This is a genomic window from Verrucosispora sp. FIM060022 (assembly GCF_003977705.1).
GTDB classification, from domain to species: Bacteria; Actinomycetota; Actinomycetes; order Mycobacteriales; family Micromonosporaceae; genus Micromonospora; species Micromonospora gifhornensis.
In genome coordinates this window covers 74,812-92,758 of the sequence record NZ_RQIV01000010.1, presented here as the reverse complement: position 1 = coordinate 92,758, position 17,947 = coordinate 74,812, and the positions used below count along the sequence as shown (strand labels likewise).

Here is a 17,947-nt window from a genome sequence, read left to right as displayed (position 1 = left end):
AGACTAGAGTTGTCGTCCGATTGCCGACGGTCACGGGATCGCGTTTATCGACGCCCACGGGTAGCGTCGCCAACGCGGAACGTCACCTGTTGAGGCGGAGACACGACCGGTGGGAGAGACACGCTCGTGAACGCGGAAACGATGATGGGCACCGAGTTGCAGGCGCTGCGCCGACGCCGACCCGAGGTCACCGGCGCGGTGCTCGCCGGCACGGACGGCCTGTTGATTTCCAGCGACCTGCCCACGACGGACGCCACCTACCTGGCAGCCCTGGCCGCCGCGAACTTCGGCGTCGGCAACCGGATGGCGGCAACGGTCCGGCAGGGCCCGTTCCACGAGTCCGTGGTGCACACCGCAGCCGGTTGTGTGATCACCTATCCGGCCGGCGGGGATGTCCTGTTGACCGTGGTCACCGCCCCCGGCGCCGACCTGGTGGCGCTGCGCGAGGAGGCGCTGGCGATGGTGCATCGGGCCGGGCCGACGCTTGCCGCCTGCCGCCGATCGACGCCGATGCCGCCGCTGCAGACCGACGGGCGCACCCCGCTGGCCGTACGCACCCCGATGGCCAGCCTGCCCGGCCCACGTCCCCGTCGGGACCCGCACATCACCTGGCGGCGGCCACCGATCTGAGCACCGGCCGGGTCGGCGGACGATCGCCCGCCGACCCGATCAGTTCAGCGACTGTCCGAGCCCGCCGTGACCACGGCCGCCCGGCCCGCCTCCAGCCGGGCCACCGGCACCCGGAACGGCGAGCAGGAGACGTAGTCGAGCCCGACGGAGTGGAAGAAGTGCACCGAGTCGGGGTCACCGCCGTGCTCGCCGCACACGCCCAGCTTGAGGCCGGGGCGAGCGGCCCGACCCTCCTCGGCCGCGATCCGCACCAGCCGGCCGATGCCGTCGGCGTCGATCGACTCGAACGGCGAGATGCCGAAGATGCCCAGTTCCAGGTAGCGCCAGAAGAAGGCACCCTCCACGTCGTCGCGGGAGAAGCCCCAGCCCATCTGGGTCAGGTCGTTGGTGCCGAAGGAGAAGAACTCGGCCGCCTCGGCGATCTGCCCGGCGGTCAACGCCGCCCGGGGCACCTCGATCATCGTGCCGATCAGCACCTCGACGTCGCTGCCGCCGACCACCTCGGCGATGATCTTTTCGGCCTCGGTGCGTACCGTCTCCAGTTCCTGCACCGCGCCGACCAGCGGAACCATGATCTCCGGGCAGGCGCGCACACCCTGGCGGGTGCACTCCACGGCGGCCTCGGTGATCGCCCGGACCTGCATCGCGAACAGGCCGGGGATGACCAGACCGAGGCGTACGCCGCGCAGCCCCAGCATCGGATTCTCCTCGTGCATCCGGCGTACGGCGGCCAGCAGCGCCTCCTCCTTGGCCACGTCCTCGCCGCGTTCCTGGGCCACCGCCACGTCGACGGCGAGCTGTTCCAGCGGGGGCAGGAACTCGTGCAGCGGCGGGTCGATCAACCGGACGGTGACCGGTTGCCCGTCCATCGCCCGGAAGATCTCCACGAAGTCGGCCCGCTGCAACGGCAGCAGCGCGGCGAGCGACTCGTCCCGCTCGTTGGCGTCGCGGGCCAGGATCAACCGCTCGACCAGTTCCCGCCGGTCGCCGAGGAACATGTGCTCGGTGCGGCACAGGCCGATGCCCTGGGCGCCGAAGCGCCGCGCCCGCGCCGCATCGGCGGCCGTGTCGGCGTTGGTGCGTACCGTGAGTCGCCGCGTGGCATCGGCGTGCGACATGATCCGGTGTACGGCCCTGACCAGCGCGTCGTCGGTGGCCTCCGGGTCGAGTTCCCCCTCGAAGTACTGCACCACCTCCGACGGGGTGGCCGGCACCTCGCCCAGGTAGACCTTGCCGGTGGTGCCGTCGATGGAGACCACGTCGCCCTCGGTGACCGTCTGCCCGGCCACGGTGAACCGCCGCTTCGGCACGTCGATGTCGAGCGCGTCGGCGCCGGAGACACAGGTCTTGCCCATCCCCCGGGCCACCACGGCGGCGTGGCTGGTCTTGCCGCCCCGTGAGGTGAGGATGCCCCTGGACGCGATCATGCCGTTCAGGTCGTCCGGGTTGGTCTCCCGCCGGACCAGGATGACGTCCTCGCCCTGACCGGCCAGCTCGACGGCGCGGGCCGAGGTGAAGACCACCTTGCCGACCGCCGCGCCCGGCGAGGCGCCGATGCCGGTGGCGACCGCCTCGAAGCCGTGGTCGAGCTGGAAGCGCGGGAACATCAGCTGGGCGAGTTGGGCGCCGTTGACCCGGTGCAGCGCCTCGTCGAGGTCGATCAGGCCCTCGTCGACCAGTTGGCCGGCGATGACGAACGCGGCGGCGGCGGTGCGTTTGCCGACCCGGGTCTGCAGCATCCACAGCTTGCCGCGTTCGATGGTGAACTCGATGTCGCAGAGGTCCTTGTAGTGTCGCTCCAGCCGGGCCATGTAGTCGAGCAGTTCGTCGTAGGCGGCCTTGTTGATCCGCTCCAACTCCTGCAACGGCACGGTGTTGCGGATGCCGGCGACCACGTCCTCGCCCTGGGCGTTGGCCAGGTAGTCGCCGTAGATGCCCTGCGCGCCGCTGGCCGGGTCGCGGGTGAAGGCGACGCCGGTGCCCGAATCCGGGCCGAGGTTGCCGAAGACCATGGCCACCACGTTGACCGCGGTGCCGAGGTCGGCCGGGATCCGCTCCTGCCGACGGTAGATCACCGCCCGCTCGGCGTTCCACGAGTCGAACACCGCACCGATGGCCAGGTCGAGCTGCTCACGGGGGTCCTGCGGGAACTCCCGCCCGGTGTGCTTACTGAAGATCTTCTTGTACGTGTCGACGAGCGCACGCAGGTCGTCCGCGTCCAGGTCCAGGTCGTCGGTGCTGCCCTTGGCCCGCTTGGCCTCGTCGATCGCGTGTTCGAACTCCTCGCCCGGCACCTCGCAGACGGTCTTGCCGAACATCTGGATCAGTCGCCGGTACGAGTCCCAGGCGAACCGCTGGTTGCCGTTGGCCTGCGCGGCCAGCCCGACCACGCTGCGGTCGTTGAGCCCCACGTTGAGGACGGTTTCCATCATTCCGGGCATGGAGAACTTCGCCCCGGACCGTACCGAGACCAGCAGCGGGTCGTCCGGGTCACCGAGGCGTCGACCCATGCCCTGCTCCAGGGCGGCCAGGTGCGCGGCGATCTGGTCGGCCAGCCCGGCGGGCTGCTCCCCGCTGGCCAGGTACGCCTGGCACGCCTCGGTGGTGATGGTGAAGCCGGGCGGAACCGGCAGACCGAGGTTTGTCATCTCGGCCAGGTTGGCACCCTTGCCGCCGAGCAGGTCCTTGAGATCCTTGTTGCCTTCGGCGAAGTCGTAGACGTACTTGTGCTCGACCGTTTCCTGCGCTGCCACCAGAGCCTCCCACGCGCCCGGACTGACACTTAACGAAGGTTCAGTTTTCTACCCCGGAAGTACTCGCTGGCAATCCAGGGAGTTGTGCCGATCGGTGGGCGAAGGTTAAGCGAACAACGAGTGGCTCGGGGCCATTCGGTGACAATAGGCACAGCAATCACGACTGTCCGCGATCGTCGCGGTTTCTGGGAACGTTTCCATACGCACGAATACGCATTGGGCGGCCTCGCCGTACTCTTGACGACACGCATTGTGACCACACCTCGCACCATTGCCACCCCTGCCGCGAATACACCCCCCGGAGCCCTCGTTGTCCTCGGAGCTGTCGTTGTCCTCGCCGCCTGACACCCCACCGCAGCCGCTGCACCCGGCCGAGAGCACCACGCGTACCGCCGAGGAGTTGGCGGGCGCGGCGGAGCGGGCGGCGGCGACGCAGCTCGCCCCGGCCGCGCCGGTCCGGCTCGGTTCGGTGGTGCAGCTGGGCGCGGCGGTCCAGTTGGGTTCGGTGGTCCGGCTGGGTGAGGTGATCCCGGCGCCCGAGCGGGTCGAGCCGGATCCCGACGCCGACCACCTGCTGACCGCCGACGCGGTGATCCGGGTCAGCGCCGACCCGGCCGCACTGGCCGTCGGCGAACAACTCGCCGCGCTGCTCCGCCCCGCCACCGGGTACCCGCTGCCGGTGACCGCCGTGGTCGGGCAACCGCCCGCCGGCGGCATCGCCCTGCAGCTGACCGACGAGGCCGACCTCGGCGCCGAGGGATACCGGCTCGACGTCACACGCGACGGGGTACGCCTGCGCGCCCGCACCGCCGCCGGTCTGCACCACGGGGTGCAGACACTGCGCCAACTGCTACCCGCCGCCATCGAGAGCCGCACGCCGGTCGCCGAGCGGTGGCTGCTGCCCGGCGGGTCGATCCTCGACCGCCCCCGGTACCCGCACCGAGGCGCCATGCTCGACGTGGCCCGGCACTTCTTCGGCGTCGCCGACGTGCTGCGGGTCATCGACCACCTGGCCCGGTACAAGCTCAACCGGCTGCACCTGCACCTCACCGACGACCAGGGGTGGCGGATCGCCATCGACTCCTGGCCCCGACTGGCCGCCGTCGGCGGGGCGACCGAGGTCGGTGGCGGCCCCGGCGGGCACTACACCCAGGCCGACTACCGGCGCATCGTGGCGTACGCCGCCGCCCGGCACATCACCGTCATCCCCGAGATCGACCTGCCCGGCCACACCAACGCCGCGCTGGTCGCCCACCCCGAACTGGCACCGCCGGGAACAACCCCGTCGCCGTACGCCGGCACCGAGATCGGGTTCAGCTACGTCGACCCGACAAGCGAGCGGACGTACGACTTCGTCGCCGACGTGCTCGGCGAACTCGCCGCGCTCACCCCCGGCCCGTGGCTGCACATCGGCGGCGACGAGGCGTTCAAGGTGCCCGCCGAGGTCTACACCCGCTTCGTCGAACGGGTACAACGAATCGTGACCGGGCTCGGCAAGACGGTCATCGGCTGGCACCAGATCGCCCCCGCCGCGCACACCGACGGCCGGATCCTGCAGTGGTGGGGCACCCGCCCCGACGACCCGACCACCGCCGACGCGGTACGCCGGGGCGCCAAACTGATCCTCTCCCCCGCCAACCACGCCTACCTGGACATGAAGTACGCCCCGGACACCCCGATCGGCCACGACTGGGCCGCCCACATCGACGTGCACCAGGCGTACGACTGGGACCCCGCCACCCACCTGACCGACGTACCGGCCGACGCGGTGCTCGGCGTCGAGGCACCGCTCTGGACCGAGTCCGTGACCACCCGCACCGAGATCGAGTTCATGCTCTTCCCCCGCCTCCCCGCAATCGCCGAACTGGCCTGGTCCCCCCAGTCCCCCCAGCCCCACCCGTCCGCCCAGTCCGACCGGGCCGCCCAGTCCGACCGGGCCGCTCACGACTGGTCCGACTTTCGGCAGCGGCTGGCCGGCCACGCCCCGCGCTGGACGGCGGCGGGAATCGCCTTCCACCGCTCGCCCGACCTACCCTGGCCGGCGCAGCCCTCAGTCCCCGCGCCCCGACCCGCGCCGCCTGCCGAAAGCGCGCCCCATACCGCCCAAGGCTGACGGTCCCGCCCAAGGCTGCGCTCAACCCGGACATCGACGGCAGGATCGTCAACCCGGCGGTCCCACCTCAGCATCGGTGGGATGTGACCTGACCGGCGTGATCGACTCCATTACGCCGGAATGGCGGTTTCCTGCCACTCTGAACCCGCCGTCTCGGCGTAACGGCGAGGGCGGACCCGGCGACGCTCAGGCGATATGTCCGACGAATGCCCCGGTGGCCAGTGGGCTGGGTCACCGTGGCGGCGGAATCATGTCCCCAGCCCGGGCGTTGTACAGGGGGTAACCGCGACGCCCCCTCGACGGCGACGCCCCCGGGACCGGGTCGGAATGACCGCCCCCCACCCGGCGTTACACATCTCCCGGACATCGTGAACGGCTCCCGAGCCGGTGAGCAGCCCAGCAGCCTCTCCCGCGATGTTCGTACCGGGCCTCACGACGCCCGAACAAGGCCAACAGCAGCAGCCCAAACACGATGCTGCCTGAGACGGCCCATCACGATCTCCCCCTTTTCGCGCGGCACCCGCGACCCCCATCGCTGCCGCGCGCACCCCCGAAACGAAAGGCGGAACACCATCATGCGTACCACCATGCTGCGCAAGACCGCCCTGACCATCGCCGCTGCCGCCGCCACCGCCGGTGGCATCGCCGGCCCCGCCATCGCCGCCCATGCCGCACCCAGCACCCCCACCGCCGTGCAGGCCGACCGCAAGCCGGGCGGCGAGCGCCAGCTCGACGTGCGCTACGAAGCGCAGCCCAACTTCTACTACTGCGGCCCCGCCGCCGCCCGCAACGCCCTGAGCGTGCAGGGCAAGAACATCGACGTCCACACCATGGCCAAGGAGATGGGCACCACCGAGAACGGCACCGACTCCATCAACGACATCACTCCGGTGCTGAACAAGGAAACCGGCAAGGACGTCTACAAGTCGGTGGAGCTCCCCGGCGCCAAGGCCGATGACAAGCAGACCGACAAGCTGCGCGAGGACATCAAGCGCACCGTCGACAGCGGCCACGCCGTGGTCGCCAACATCGCCGGCACCACCACCGACACCGACGGCGTCGTCCACAGCTTCGAAGGCGGCCACTACATCAGCGTCACCGGCTACCAGGACGACGGCGACACCGTCACCATCGCCGACTCCGCCAACCCCGCCACCGCCACCTACCAGCTCACCATCGACGACCTCGCCGACTGGATCGCCACCCGCGGCTACACCGCCACCAGCTGACGATCCACCATCGCGAACGGCAAGGGCCGACCCCGCACGGGGTCGGCCCTTGCCGTCGTCACCCGCAGGCGTCAACTCCGGCAGGCTGCCTCGATGGCGAGGCTGTCCTCGTAAACGTGGTGCCGGACGATCCGGCCATCGACCACCGTGAGGTGCAGGGCGAAACGAGCGGTGAACCGTTTGCCGGTACGGCGTACCGTCTGGGCGACCTGGCCGAACACCACGGCGTCCGGCCCGTCGACGAGGATGCCGGTGACGGTCGCCTCGGCCTGCCCCGGCACGGTGGCCGCAGCCAGCGTGCGGTGGTGGTCGACGACGTCGGCACGGGTTGAGCGCGGACGGATCCACGGCACGTCGAGGTGCTCGCTGCTCGGCCAGTTGACCTGCCAGTCGACCTGGTCGGCGTACAGCTCGGCGACTTGCTCGGGTGCCGCACCGGCGACGATGCGGGACAGCAGCGTGTCGACGGTCTGCCGGGTAGCGGACACTTCACGACCTCCAATGGCAGGGGACAACGGTCACGATCGGCTGCGTTCGCGCAGCACTGCCGCCGTACGCTCGTCCGCCGGATAGAACGACTCGATGGACAGTTCGGCCAACGTGACGTCCAGTGGCGTACCGAACGTCGCGATGGTGCTGATGAAGGCCAACTCTCCACCGTCGTGCCGCAGTCGCAGTGGCACCACGATGTCGCCTGGGCCGGGCAGTTCGACGTCCGGTTCCGGGCCGTCGCTTGGATAGCCACGTAACTCGCCGTCCAAGGCGGCCAGCCCCGCGTCACCGGCCAGTTCGACCTGCCGTGCCAGCCGAGCCAGCAGGTGCGCACGCCACTGGCCGAGGTTCGCTATGTGCGGGGCGAGGCCGTCCGGATGCAGGCTCACCCGCAGCACGTTCACCGGAGGCGCCAGCAGGTCGGGCGCGACCAGATCGGTGAAGATGGTCAGGCTCTGGTTGGCGTCCACCATCTGCCACCTGCAGTCGACCACCACCGCCGGGTAGGGCTCGTGGCCGGCCAACACCTGCCGGACGGCGGCGCGGGCCGACGCCATCCGGGGGGCGGTCAGCGCGGTCTGCGGGTACGCCGGTGCGTAGCCCGCCGCCAACAGCAGCCGGTTGCGTTCGCGTAGCGGCAGGTCGAGGTGTTCGGCGAGGCGAAGCACCATCTCCGGGCTCGGTCGCGACCGGCCCGTCTCGACGAAGCTCAGATGGCGGGTGGAGATGTCGGCCCGCGCGGCCATCTCCAGTTGACTCAACCGCCGCGCCTCCCGCCACCGGCGCAGCGCCGGACCGACCGAGAGCGCCGGCACGGTGGCGGTCACGGCAGCTCCGGCGGTACCGCGTCCAGCGCGGACGGGCACAGGCACGATCGACACAGCGGTGGGGGCAGGTTCATCGGGTTCCTCGTCCTCGGGCGTCCACGCCAGCGTGCCGGACCACCGGTGCGTAGTCGATTACCTGCCAGGTAATGCCCGAAGGCCGCCGGTCTGCGCTCAGCCGCCGGAGTCGTCCAGCTCGGCACCCTCGGGGACGGTGTCGTCGTCTCGGCTGGCCAGCCAACCGTCGGGCAGGAAGACCTTGCCCGGGGAATTGGTCCGTCCGCGCGGCTGGCCCAGCGTCTCGGTCGGGAAGGGCACCGTCGGGTCCAGCTTGCCGAGCAGGTCGTCGAGCTGGGCCAGGCTGTCGATCATTGCCAGGGCGCGGCGCAGTTCGCTGCCGATCGGGAAGCCCTTGAGATACCAGGCGACGTGCTTGCGGAAGTCGGTGCAGCCGTCGCGCTCACCCCGGGCCGGGTTGCGCGCCCCGGCGGTGAACTGCTCGACCAGCAGTTCGGCATGCCGGCGCATGGTCAGCGCCACCTCGCCGAGGGTGGGCAGGCGCCGGTCGGTACGCCCGGCGAAGGCGGCCTCCAGGTCGGCGAAGAGCCACGGGCGGCCGAGGCAGCCCCGCCCGATCACCACCCCGTCGACGCCGGTGTGCGTCACCATCCGCAGTGCGTCGTCGGCCTCCCAGATGTCACCGTTGCCGAGCACCGGCACGTCGAGGGCCTGCTTGAGGGTGGCTATGGCGTCCCAGTCGGCGGTGCCCGAGTAGCGTTGTGCCGCCGTACGCCCGTGCAGGGCGACCGCGGCGACGCCGGCGTCCTGGGCGGCCAGCCCCGCCTCGACGTACGTCAGGTGGTCGTCGTCTATGCCCTTGCGCATCTTGACCGTGACCGGCACCCCGGCGGGTGCGGCGGCGTCCACCGCGGCCTTGACCAGGCGGGCGAAGAGTCGGCGTCGCCAGGGCAGGGCCGCGCCGCCGCCGCGTCGGGTGACCTTCGGCACCGGGCAGCCGAAGTTGAGGTCGATGTGATCGGCGAGGTCCTTCTCGACCACGATCCGCACGGCGGCGGCGGTGATCTCCGGGTCGGTGCCGTAGAGCTGGAGACTGCGCGGGCTCTCGTCCGCCCCGAAGGCGATCATGCGCAGGGTCTTCGGGTTCCGCTCGACGAGGGCGACCGTGGTGATCATCTCGCAGACGTAGATGCCGCCGCCCTGCTCCCGGCAGAGCTGCCGGAAACCGACGTTGGTGATGCCCGCCATCGGCGCGAGCACCACCGGCGGCCACACCTGGTGCCGCCCAATCCTCAACGGCCCCAGCGCAGCACTCGACATCATCACCGCCCAAGTGTAAGGAAGGGCCCCTTCTTAACGCCTCGTGCATAGGAAGGGCACCTTGTTAACGCGACGCATAACACACTCACGTCGAGGTCGGGGCGCTGTCCACAGCGTGCGCGGTCGTCCACAGATGCCCGGCGCGGGCGGGACACGCGCCGGCACGGCTGGTGATGCTGCGCGGCATGCGTACCCATCCACCCGAGTTCTCCGAGCTGGCGGAGCGGCAACAGCAGATCGTCAGCCGCACCCAACTGCTGGCCTGCGGCTTCGACGACATGTACCTGTACCGGCAGACCCGGCGCGCCCTCTGGCAACGGGTCCTGCCCGCGACGTACGCCCTGGTCACCGGCACCCTGACCGACGAGCAGCGGCGAATCTCGGCGGCGCTGTACGCCGGTGGCGAGGCGCAACTCACCGGCCTGGCCGCGCTGACCTGGTACGGCTTCAGGCAGAGCCCGCGCAGCGACGACGTACAGCTGATCGTGCCGCATCACGCACGACGCAGGTCCGCAGGTTTCGCGGTGGTCTCGCGGGCTCTCGCCCTGGACGACCGGGCCCGGGCCACGCCGCTGTACCCGGTGTGCTCACCGGCCCGCGCGGTGGTCGACGCGGCGCGCGACCTGCGGCAACTCCGCCCGGTGCGCGCCATCGTGGCCGAGGCCGTGCAGCGGGGGTACGCCGATCTCACGTCCCTGGACGAGGAGATCAGGCGAGCCCGACGCAGCCGGACTGCGTTGATCAGGAAGGCGTTCGAGGAGGTGACGGCGGGCACCCGGTCCGCGCCCGAGGCGGATTTGCGGGAGTGTCTGGCGGGCAGCAGCGTGCTGAGCGAGATCCACTGGAATCCCCGGCTGCTCGGCGCGGACGACACGTCGCTGCCGACACCTGACGGCTATCTGGCCGACGCGGCGGTGGCGCTGGAGGTCGACTCGCAGGAGTACCACTTCCGACCTGCGGACTGGACGCGCACGCTCGACCGGCACAACGAGCTGAGTCGGCACGGCATCCTGGTGTTGCACTTCACGCCCGCGCAGATCCGCCGCGAGCCACGCCGGGTGCGCCGCACGGTGGAGGACGCGTACGACTCCCGACGCGGTGTCGGTGCCACGGCCCGGGTATGCGTCGGCCAGCCCACTTGTTAACAAGGGGCCCCTCCTCTACGCCAGGCGTTAAGAAGGGGCCCTTCCTTACACCTCAGCAGCCGGGGAGGTGGTCGATCAGGTAGCGCTCGACCTGGTCCAGGGCGATGCGCTCCTGGGCCATGGTGTCCCGGTTGCGGATGGTCACCGCGTTGTCGTCCAGGGTGTCGAAGTCGACAGTGACGCAGAACGGGGTGCCGATCTCGTCCTGGCGACGGTAGCGGCGGCCGATCGCCTGCGAGTCGTCGAACTCGACCACCCAACGCTTGCGCAGCTGCGCCGCGAGGTCCTTGGCCTTGGGCGAGAGCGCCTCGTTGCGCGACAGCGGCAGCACCGCCACCTTGACCGGGGCCAGCCGCGGGTCGAAGCGCATGACGGTGCGCTCCTCCATCTTGCCCTTGGCGTTGGGTGCCTGGTCGACGTCGTACGCCTCCAGCAGGAACGCCAGCACCGCGCGGGTCAGGCCGGCGGCCGGCTCGATCACGTACGGGACCCAGCGCTCACTCTTGGTCTGGTCGAAGTACGACAGGTCGACCCCGGAGTGCTTGCTGTGCGTGGAGAGGTCGAAGTCGGTGCGGTTGGCGATCCCCTCCAGCTCGGCGAACTCGCTGCCGCCGAACTGGAACCGGTACTCGATGTCGACGGTGCGCTTCGAGTAGTGCGAGAGCTTCTCCTTGGGGTGCTCGTAGAAGCGCATGTTCTCCGCGGAGAGCCCGAGGTCGACGTACCAGTTCCAGCGCTCGGAGAGCCAGTACTCGTGCCACTGCTCGTCGGTGCCGGGCTCGACGAAGAACTCCATCTCCATCTGCTCGAACTCGCGGGTACGGAAGATGAAGTTGCCCGGGGTGATCTCGTTGCGGAACGACTTGCCGGTCTGCGCGATGCCGAACGGCGGCTTCTTCCGCGCCGCGTTGGCCACGTTGTTGTAGTTGACGAAGATGCCCTGGGCGGTCTCCGGGCGCAGGTAGTGCAGGCCCTCGTCGCTCTCCACCGGGCCGAGGAAGGTCTTCATCAGCCCGTTGAACATCTTCGGCTCGGTGAAGGTGCCCTTGTTGCCGCAGTTCGGGCAGTTCAGCTCGGTGAGCGAGGCGAGCGGCTTGCCGTGCTTCTCCGCGTACGCCTCTTCCAGGTGGTCGGCGCGGAACCGCTTGTGGCAGGACTGGCACTCGGTCAGCGGGTCGACGAAGGCGTCGAGGTGGCCGGAGGCCGCCCACACGTCCCGGGCCAGGATGACCGCGGAGTCCAGCCCGACCACGTCGTCACGCTGCTGGACCATGGTCTTCCACCACTGCCGGCGGACGTTCTCCTTGAGCTCCACGCCGAGCGGGCCGTAGTCCCACGCCGATCGGGTGCCTCCGTAGATCTCACTGGAGGGGAAGACGAAGCCTCGGCGCTTGGCGAGGCTGACGATGGCGTCGATACGGTCTGCTGGCATGTTTCCTCCTACGCCGACTGGCGGTCGGCGGGGACGCGGTGGGATGGCAGGAACAGTTCGGGACAACGGTACGACTGCCGTGGTCCCGAACCCAGCACATTACCTGCGGCCGGTCAGTTGACTCCGCAGACCTCCATGGCACCGGTCTGCTGGTCCTGGCCGAGCACGACCTGTTGCCGTTCCTGACCGCCGCCGGCGAGGGTGACGTCCACCGGCACGGTAAGCGTGGTGGTGTCCACGCTGCCGACCCGGTAGGAGACGATCTGCGGCTCGGCGGCGGCCCGGCGTTCGAACTCCTGCCGGGACTCGCGCCGCTTGGCGTCCTCGCAGAGCTGGTCGTACGCCTGGCCGTACTCGCCGTCGGCCAGGGCGCGGTAGTAGTCGCTGGAGACCGTACGGCCCTGTTCCTCGATCGCCTGCACCCCGCTGACCAGCAGGCCGACCACTGCGGCGCCCCCGCCACCGCAGCAGAGCACAAGCGCCAACGCCCCGGCACCGAGGCCGAGCCAGAGTCGGGAGCGACGGCCCTCGGTCGGCGGCGCCGCGAACGGCGGCGCCACTCCGGGGCCGGTCGGTGGTGTCGGCACGCCTGACTCGACCACACCGGGCGGTGCGAAGGCACCTTGGCTCGGCGGCTGGGGATTCTGCTGGCCGGGCAGCGGGGGCTGGGGTGGTGGGGCCGCCGGTCCGGGATCGGTCATAGCAGCCAGCGTAGTGCCCGACAGCTCAGCGGTAAGGACCCGCAGCGCGATCGCTGTCGACCACCACCACGTCGCCGTCGGGCGCGGCGCTGGCCAACGTCTCGTACGCGGACGGCTCGTCGATGCTCTCGGCGAGCAGCGGTATCGCCGTGACCTTGACGTCGAAGCCACCGAGCGCGCGGCGGTAGGTGCCCACCGACTCCCACTCGGTGACCAGGCACCAGTGTCGCGGGTCGTCCAGCGCCCGGACCAGTTGCCCGCGCAGGTAACCGGGGCGGGCAGCCAGCGCCGCGAGGGCGGCGTGGGCCCGTTCGGTGAAATCCTGCGCGCCGTCGTCGTCGACCACGAACCGGTTGGTCACGAGCACCGGGCACTCCTCCTCGTAGAGTCTGTGGGATGCAGCGTACGCAGCGCCGGGTCGCCGGCCGCCTGGCCCGGGCCAACCCGACGACCGTGTTCCTGATCACCCTGCTTCTCGTACTTGTCGCGTTCTTCACCCCGGGCCCGCTGGGCGGGCTGTTCACCCTGCTGCTCGCCGCCGCGGTGGCCGCCCTGCTGGTGACGACCTGGCCGGTGCAGACGCCGCCGACCCGGCTGATCCGATTGTTGATGTTGACCCTGCTGGTCACCGTCGGCCTGGTGAAGCTGCTCTGATCGACCTGCTCCGACATGCAATTATGCGTTTTTGACAATCATTGTCATTGTCGCGGACAGTCGATGACATGACCTTCCGCACCACCCCCCGAGTCCTGGCCACCGCCACCGCCGCGCTGCTCGCCCTGACCGGCGTCGCCGCTTGCAGCACCGACACCACTTCCGGTGGCGACCCGGAGCGGGTCGACGTGGTGGCCGGCTTCTACCCCTTGCAGTTCCTGGCCGAGCGGATCGGCGGGGACGCCGTGACGGTGACCAACCTGGCCCGTCCGGGTGCCGAGCCACACGACCTGGAGCTGAACCCGCGACAGGTCGGTCAGATCATCGACGCGGAGCTGATCATCTTCCTGGACGGTTTCCAGCCCGCGGTGGACACCGCGATCGAGCAGAACGGCGGCGACCGGGCCTTCGACGTGGCCGCCGTCGAGCCCCTGCTGGACGCCACCGCCGGCGGCCACGACCACGACCACGGTGACGAGCACGACCACGATGACGAGCATGCCGACGAGGTGTCCGACGGCGCGAAGGACCCGCACGTCTGGCTCGACCCGACCCGGCTGGCCACCATCGGCGACAAGCTGGCCGAACGCCTCGGTGCCGTCGACCCGGACCACGCCGACGAGTACACCCAGCGGGCCGCCACCCTGCGCACCGAACTGGAGCAGCTGGACACCGAGTTCACCGAGGGGCTGAAGACCTGCCAGCGCCGGGAGATCGTGGTCAGCCACACCGCGTTCGGGTACCTCACGCAGCGCTACCAGTTGGAGCAGATCGGCATCACCGGCCTCTCGCCCGAGGACGAGCCGTCGCCGCAGCGGCTGGCCGCGGTCACCGAGGAGGCGCGCGAGCACGGCGCCACCACGATCTTCTTCGAGACGCTGGTCAGCCCCAAGGTCGCCGAGACAATCGCCCGGGAGGTGGGCGCGCAGACCGCGGTGCTCGACCCGCTGGAGGGCCTGTCCACCGGCAACAGCGGGGAGGACTACCTTTCGGTGATGCGTACCAACCTGCAAACCCTGCGGACGGCGTTGAGCTGCTCGTGACACCTGAAGTCATCACCGTCACGCACGGGGTGGTCGGCTACGACGGCCGCCCCGTGCTGCGGGACGTCTCACTGACCGTGACCGCCGGTGAGGTGGTCGCGGTCCTCGGCGCCAACGGTTCCGGCAAGTCCACCCTGATCCGCGCCGTGCTCGGGCTGGTCCCGCTCAGCTCCGGCTCGGTGACCCTCTTCGGCGAGCCGGCACGCCGGTTCCGCCAGTGGCACCGCATCGGGTACGTCCCACAGCGCCTCGGCGCGGGCAGCGGCGTACCGGCCACGGTGGCCGAGGTGGTGGCCTCCGGCCGGCTGGCCCGCCGGGGCATCCTGCGCCCACCGGGGCGCGCCGACCGCACGGCCGTCACCGAGGCGCTGCACGCCGTCGGTCTGGCCGACCGGGCGAAGGACCCGGTGGCCACCCTCTCCGGCGGGCAGCAGCAGCGCACCCTGATCGCCCGCGCGCTGGCCGGTAAGCCCGAACTGCTGGTGCTCGACGAGCCGACGGCCGGGGTGGACGCCGCCAGCCAGGAGGCGTTCGCCGAGGCGCTGCGCGGCTTCACCGACGGCGGCGGCACCGTCCTGCTGGTGGCGCACGAGCTGGGTCCGCTCCAGCCGCTGATCAGCCGGGCGGTCGTCGTACACCAGGGTCTGATCGCGCACGACGGCGCGGTGCCGGAACCGGCCGGGCACCACGCGGCGCCGGACCACGACCACGTGCATCCGCACTGTCCCGAGGAACCCGCCGGGCTGTGGGGCACGAATTGACCCTCTTTCAGTACGAGTACATGCAGAACGCGCTGATCGGCGCGCTCGTCATCGGGGTGGCCGCACCGGCGCTCGGCATCTACCTGGTGCAGCGGCGGCTCGCGCTGATCGGGGACGGCATCGGGCACGTGGCGTTGACCGGTGTCGGCGCGGGCCTGCTCTTCGGCACCTCCCCCGTGATCATGGCGGTGATCGCGGCTGTGATCGGTGCGGTCGCCATCGAGTTGATCCGCGAACGGGGCCGTACCTCCGGTGACCTGGCCCTGGCCCTGCTCTTCTACGGCGGCATCGCCGGTGGCGTGGTGCTGGTGGGCCTGTCGGACAGCACCAGCGCGAACCTCAACGCGTACCTGTTCGGGGCGCTCACCACCACCTCCCGCAGCGACCTCGTCACCATCGCGGTGCTCGGTGTGGCCGTGCTGATCACGATGATCGCCCTGCGGCCCGCGTTGTTCGCGGTCTGCCAGGACGAGGAGTACGCGCGGGTCTCCGGCCTGCCGGTACGCGCCCTGAACCTGCTGCTGGCGGTCACCACCGCGATCACCGTGACGATCGCGATGCGGGCGGTCGGCGTACTGCTGATCAGCGCGCTGATGGTGGTGCCGGTGGCCACCGCCCAACAGGTCACCCGAGGCTTCCGCGCCACCATGACGGCGGCGATGACCCTCGGCCTGTTCGCCGCCGGCGCCGGCATCTGGGTGGCGGCGGTCGCCGACACCGCGCCCGGCGCCTCGGTGGTGGTGCTCGCCATCGCCTCGTTCGTGGTGATCACCCTGTTCGCCGCCGGCTGGCGTCGGATCCGCCGGACCCGACCGGAGCCGGTGCCCGCACCCGAGCCACCCGAGGTGGTGCTCGACCGGTCCTGACCACGATGACCCTGTCGGTATTGGTTACCGTTGCAGAGTGAGCAGCGAATCCGGATACGACGCGTACGAGGGCGCCAGTGAGCTCCTGCGTGCCCTCTCCGCGCCGATCCGGCTCGCCATCGTCAGCGAGCTGGCCGGCGGCGAGCGCTGCGTGCACGAATTGGTCGACAAGCTCGGCGTCGCCCAACCGCTGGTCTCCCAGCACCTACGGGTACTACGCGGCGCCGGCGTGGTCCGCGGTTCCCGGCGCGGCCGGGAGATCGCGTACGCCCTGGTCGACGAGCATGTTGCGCACATCGTCGCCGACGCGGTGAGCCATGCCGGGGAGGGATCATGAGCGAGCGAATCGGTCAGCTCAGAACGTCAATGCCTGGTGGCGACGCCCAGCCCGGCACCATCGTGGTCTGCCAGGTCAGCGCGACCGCGCCTCGGGGTGATGAGCAGCGCAGTGGAGTGCCGTCATGAGCGACAGCGGGACGGCGGTCCGTAACACCCGGCAACGCTCGGCGGTGAGCGCCCTGCTGGCCGAGGTGGAAGGCTTCCACAGCGCCCAGGATCTGCACGCGATGCTGCGGGATCGCGGCGAGCGGGTCGGCCTGACCACGGTGTACCGGACCTTGCAGGGCCTGGCCGACGCGGGCGAGATCGACGTGATGCGCCCGCCGGGCGGCGAGCACCTCTACCGCAGGTGCAGCGAGGGACACCACCACCACCTGGTCTGCCGAGCCTGCGGTCGCACGGTCGAGGTCGCCGGCCCCACAGTGGAGACCTGGGCCGACAAGGTAGCCGCCCAACACGGCTTCACCAACGTCAGCCACACCCTGGAAATCTTCGGCACCTGCCCCACCTGCACCCCCTGACCTCCCCGCCCCCCTCCCCGCCCCCGCCCGCCCCCGCCCGCGCCCGCCCGCGCGATCTTGCACTTTGTGTCGCCGCGAAGGCCGCGAAAAGGGTATATCCGCGACCAAAAGTGCAAGATCGACGGAGCCGAGGCGGGTGCGGGCGAGGCGAGGGCACGTGCAGGTGGGGCGTCCACCCAGGCCCACGCGATCTTGCACTTTGCGCCGCCCCAAAGGCTGCATAAGGGGCGAATCAGCGACCAGAAGTGCAAGATCGGCGCGGCGGGGCGGGGCACGGCGGGGCGGGGCGGGACTGAGCGGGACAGAGCGAGAGGGCGGAGCGGGGCGGGGCAGCACGGGCGGGAGGGCGGTGGGAGGAGCGGGCGCGGTGGGGAGGGTTGGGCGGGCGGGGCGAGGGCTGGGCAAGATCGATTAGGGCTGGGTGGTGAGGCGGGGGCGGGTCGGGCGTGGCAGGGTGGGCGGCGTGAAGATTTACGCTGATCGCTTTCCGGTGGCACTGCGGCAGGTATTCACCGATCTGCTCGTCGTCGCCTGGGTCTACGGGACGATCCGGGGCGCGTTGTGGTTGCACGACCTGGTGCAGAGGTTGGCCGTACCCGGGCAGAAGTTGGAAGGGGCCGGCGGTGGGCTGGCCGACAACCTGGCCGAGGCCGGCGGGAAGGTCGGCCGGGTGCCGCTGGTGGGTGACGAGTTGACGGCGCCGTTCGAACGGGCGGCAGACGCGGCGCGGTCGCTCGCCGAGGCTGGGCGTGACCAGCAGGAACTTGTCGACCAGTTGGCCCTGGCCCTGTCGGTGGGGGTGATGATCGTCCCGCTCGGGCTGGTGCTGTTCGGCTGGCTGCCGTTGCGGGTGCGCTGGATGCGCCGGGCCGGCTCGGCGGCGACGCTGGCCGCCGCACCCGCCGGTCAGGACCTGCTGGCCCTGCGCGCCCTCGCCAACCAACCACTACGCCGACTCACCCGCATCAACCCCGACGTGGCCCAGGCGTGGCGCGACGGCGACGAGCACACCATCACCGCCCTCGCCACCCTCGAACTCCGCCACCTGGGTCTCCGCACCCCCACCCCACCGTCCCCAGCCACCCGTCCGCGTTGATCAAGAGGTT

The 17,947-nt window shown here is 70.6% G+C and carries 19 protein-coding genes; 12 read left to right on the top strand and 7 right to left on the bottom strand.

The genetic code is table 11. The features are described from left to right. Positions 1-126 precede the first annotated feature (126 nt). Positions 127-630 (top strand): roadblock/LC7 domain-containing protein, encoded by a 504-nt coding sequence (locus EG812_RS23660; RefSeq protein ID WP_126712788.1) that lies wholly within the window; start codon positions 127-129, stop codon positions 628-630. A 44-nt stretch (positions 631-674) separates the two neighbouring features. Here the strand turns inward: EG812_RS23660 and ppdK are convergent, their stop codons facing one another. Beyond that, complete coding sequence (gene ppdK, locus EG812_RS23655; RefSeq protein WP_013735354.1) at positions 675-3,383, bottom strand: pyruvate, phosphate dikinase; 2,709 nt, start codon at positions 3,381-3,383, stop codon at positions 675-677. A gap of 322 nt (positions 3,384-3,705) precedes the next feature. Between ppdK and EG812_RS23650 the strand changes: the two genes are divergently transcribed. Beyond that, entirely contained in the window at positions 3,706-5,496 is a 1,791-nt protein-coding gene (locus EG812_RS23650; RefSeq protein WP_502697213.1) for a beta-N-acetylhexosaminidase, read from the top strand. A 575-nt stretch (positions 5,497-6,071) separates the two neighbouring features. Then, entirely contained in the window at positions 6,072-6,725 is a 654-nt protein-coding gene (locus EG812_RS23645) for a C39 family peptidase (RefSeq protein ID WP_126712786.1), read from the top strand. A gap of 71 nt (positions 6,726-6,796) precedes the next feature. Here EG812_RS23645 and EG812_RS23640 read toward each other — a convergent pair whose 3' ends face one another. The 3 genes from EG812_RS23640 to dusB all read right to left on the bottom strand — a co-directional run bounded on the left by EG812_RS23640 (position 6,797) and on the right by dusB (position 9,382). After that, positions 6,797-7,213 carry a nuclear transport factor 2 family protein gene (locus tag EG812_RS23640; protein WP_126712785.1) on the bottom strand — a complete coding sequence of 139 codons (417 nt, stop codon included), beginning with the start codon at positions 7,211-7,213 and terminating at the stop codon, positions 6,797-6,799. A 30-nt stretch (positions 7,214-7,243) separates the two neighbouring features. After that, a complete protein-coding gene (locus tag EG812_RS23635) occupies positions 7,244-8,044 on the bottom strand; it encodes a helix-turn-helix domain-containing protein (RefSeq protein ID WP_126712784.1) in 801 nt (266 codons plus the stop codon). 171 nt (positions 8,045-8,215) lie between these two features. Further along, positions 8,216-9,382 carry a tRNA dihydrouridine synthase DusB gene (gene dusB / locus EG812_RS23630; protein ID WP_502697212.1) on the bottom strand — a complete coding sequence of 389 codons (1,167 nt, stop codon included), beginning with the start codon at positions 9,380-9,382 and terminating at the stop codon, positions 8,216-8,218. Between the two features lie 182 nt (positions 9,383-9,564). On the opposite strand from dusB, the gene EG812_RS23625 reads away from it, so the two are divergent. Beyond that, positions 9,565-10,524, top strand: coding sequence for a hypothetical protein (locus EG812_RS23625; RefSeq protein WP_126712783.1), 960 nt, complete (start codon positions 9,565-9,567; stop codon positions 10,522-10,524). 52 nt (positions 10,525-10,576) lie between these two features. On the opposite strand, the gene EG812_RS23620 is transcribed toward EG812_RS23625, so the two are convergent. The 3 genes from EG812_RS23620 to EG812_RS23610 form a co-directional block, all read right to left on the bottom strand. Continuing rightward, on the bottom strand, positions 10,577-11,956 hold the full coding sequence (locus EG812_RS23620; RefSeq protein WP_013735361.1) for a glycine--tRNA ligase: 1,380 nt from the start codon (positions 11,954-11,956) through the stop codon (positions 10,577-10,579). Between the two features lie 113 nt (positions 11,957-12,069). Continuing rightward, the gene (locus tag EG812_RS23615) at positions 12,070-12,543 is read right to left on the bottom strand and encodes an Rv0361 family membrane protein (protein WP_126712866.1); all 474 of its coding nucleotides are present in this window, start codon (positions 12,541-12,543) and stop codon (positions 12,070-12,072) included. A 139-nt stretch (positions 12,544-12,682) separates the two neighbouring features. Next, complete coding sequence (locus EG812_RS23610) at positions 12,683-13,024, bottom strand: antibiotic biosynthesis monooxygenase family protein (RefSeq protein WP_013735363.1); 342 nt, start codon at positions 13,022-13,024, stop codon at positions 12,683-12,685. Between the two features lie 29 nt (positions 13,025-13,053). Here EG812_RS23610 and EG812_RS23605 point away from each other — a divergent pair, with 29 nt between their 5' ends. From EG812_RS23605 to EG812_RS23575, 8 genes are all read left to right on the top strand, one after another. Continuing rightward, positions 13,054-13,311: a hypothetical protein gene (locus tag EG812_RS23605; RefSeq protein WP_013735364.1), complete on the top strand. Its 258-nt coding sequence runs from the start codon at positions 13,054-13,056 to the stop codon at positions 13,309-13,311. 68 nt (positions 13,312-13,379) lie between these two features. Next, positions 13,380-14,354 (top strand): metal ABC transporter substrate-binding protein, encoded by a 975-nt coding sequence (locus tag EG812_RS23600; protein ID WP_013735365.1) that lies wholly within the window; start codon positions 13,380-13,382, stop codon positions 14,352-14,354. Next, a complete protein-coding gene (locus EG812_RS23595) occupies positions 14,351-15,115 on the top strand; it encodes a metal ABC transporter ATP-binding protein (protein ID WP_013735366.1) in 765 nt (254 codons plus the stop codon). The genes EG812_RS23600 and EG812_RS23595 overlap by 4 nt, the downstream gene beginning before the upstream one ends. Beyond that, the gene (locus tag EG812_RS23590) at positions 15,112-15,981 is read left to right on the top strand and encodes a metal ABC transporter permease (protein WP_043725473.1); all 870 of its coding nucleotides are present in this window, start codon (positions 15,112-15,114) and stop codon (positions 15,979-15,981) included. The genes EG812_RS23595 and EG812_RS23590 overlap by 4 nt, the downstream gene beginning before the upstream one ends. A gap of 37 nt (positions 15,982-16,018) precedes the next feature. Beyond that, positions 16,019-16,318, top strand: a complete 300-nt coding sequence (locus EG812_RS23585; RefSeq protein WP_013735368.1) for an ArsR/SmtB family transcription factor — start codon at positions 16,019-16,021, stop codon at positions 16,316-16,318. Next, entirely contained in the window at positions 16,315-16,446 is a 132-nt protein-coding gene (locus EG812_RS29985; protein ID WP_269764261.1) for a hypothetical protein, read from the top strand. Before EG812_RS23585 ends, EG812_RS29985 begins: the two co-directional genes overlap by 4 nt. Next, the gene (locus EG812_RS23580; protein WP_013735369.1) at positions 16,443-16,841 is read left to right on the top strand and encodes a Fur family transcriptional regulator; all 399 of its coding nucleotides are present in this window, start codon (positions 16,443-16,445) and stop codon (positions 16,839-16,841) included. Before EG812_RS29985 ends, EG812_RS23580 begins: the two co-directional genes overlap by 4 nt. A gap of 463 nt (positions 16,842-17,304) precedes the next feature. Further along, on the top strand, positions 17,305-17,937 hold the full coding sequence (locus EG812_RS23575) for a hypothetical protein (protein ID WP_126712782.1): 633 nt from the start codon (positions 17,305-17,307) through the stop codon (positions 17,935-17,937). Positions 17,938-17,947 lie beyond the last annotated feature (10 nt).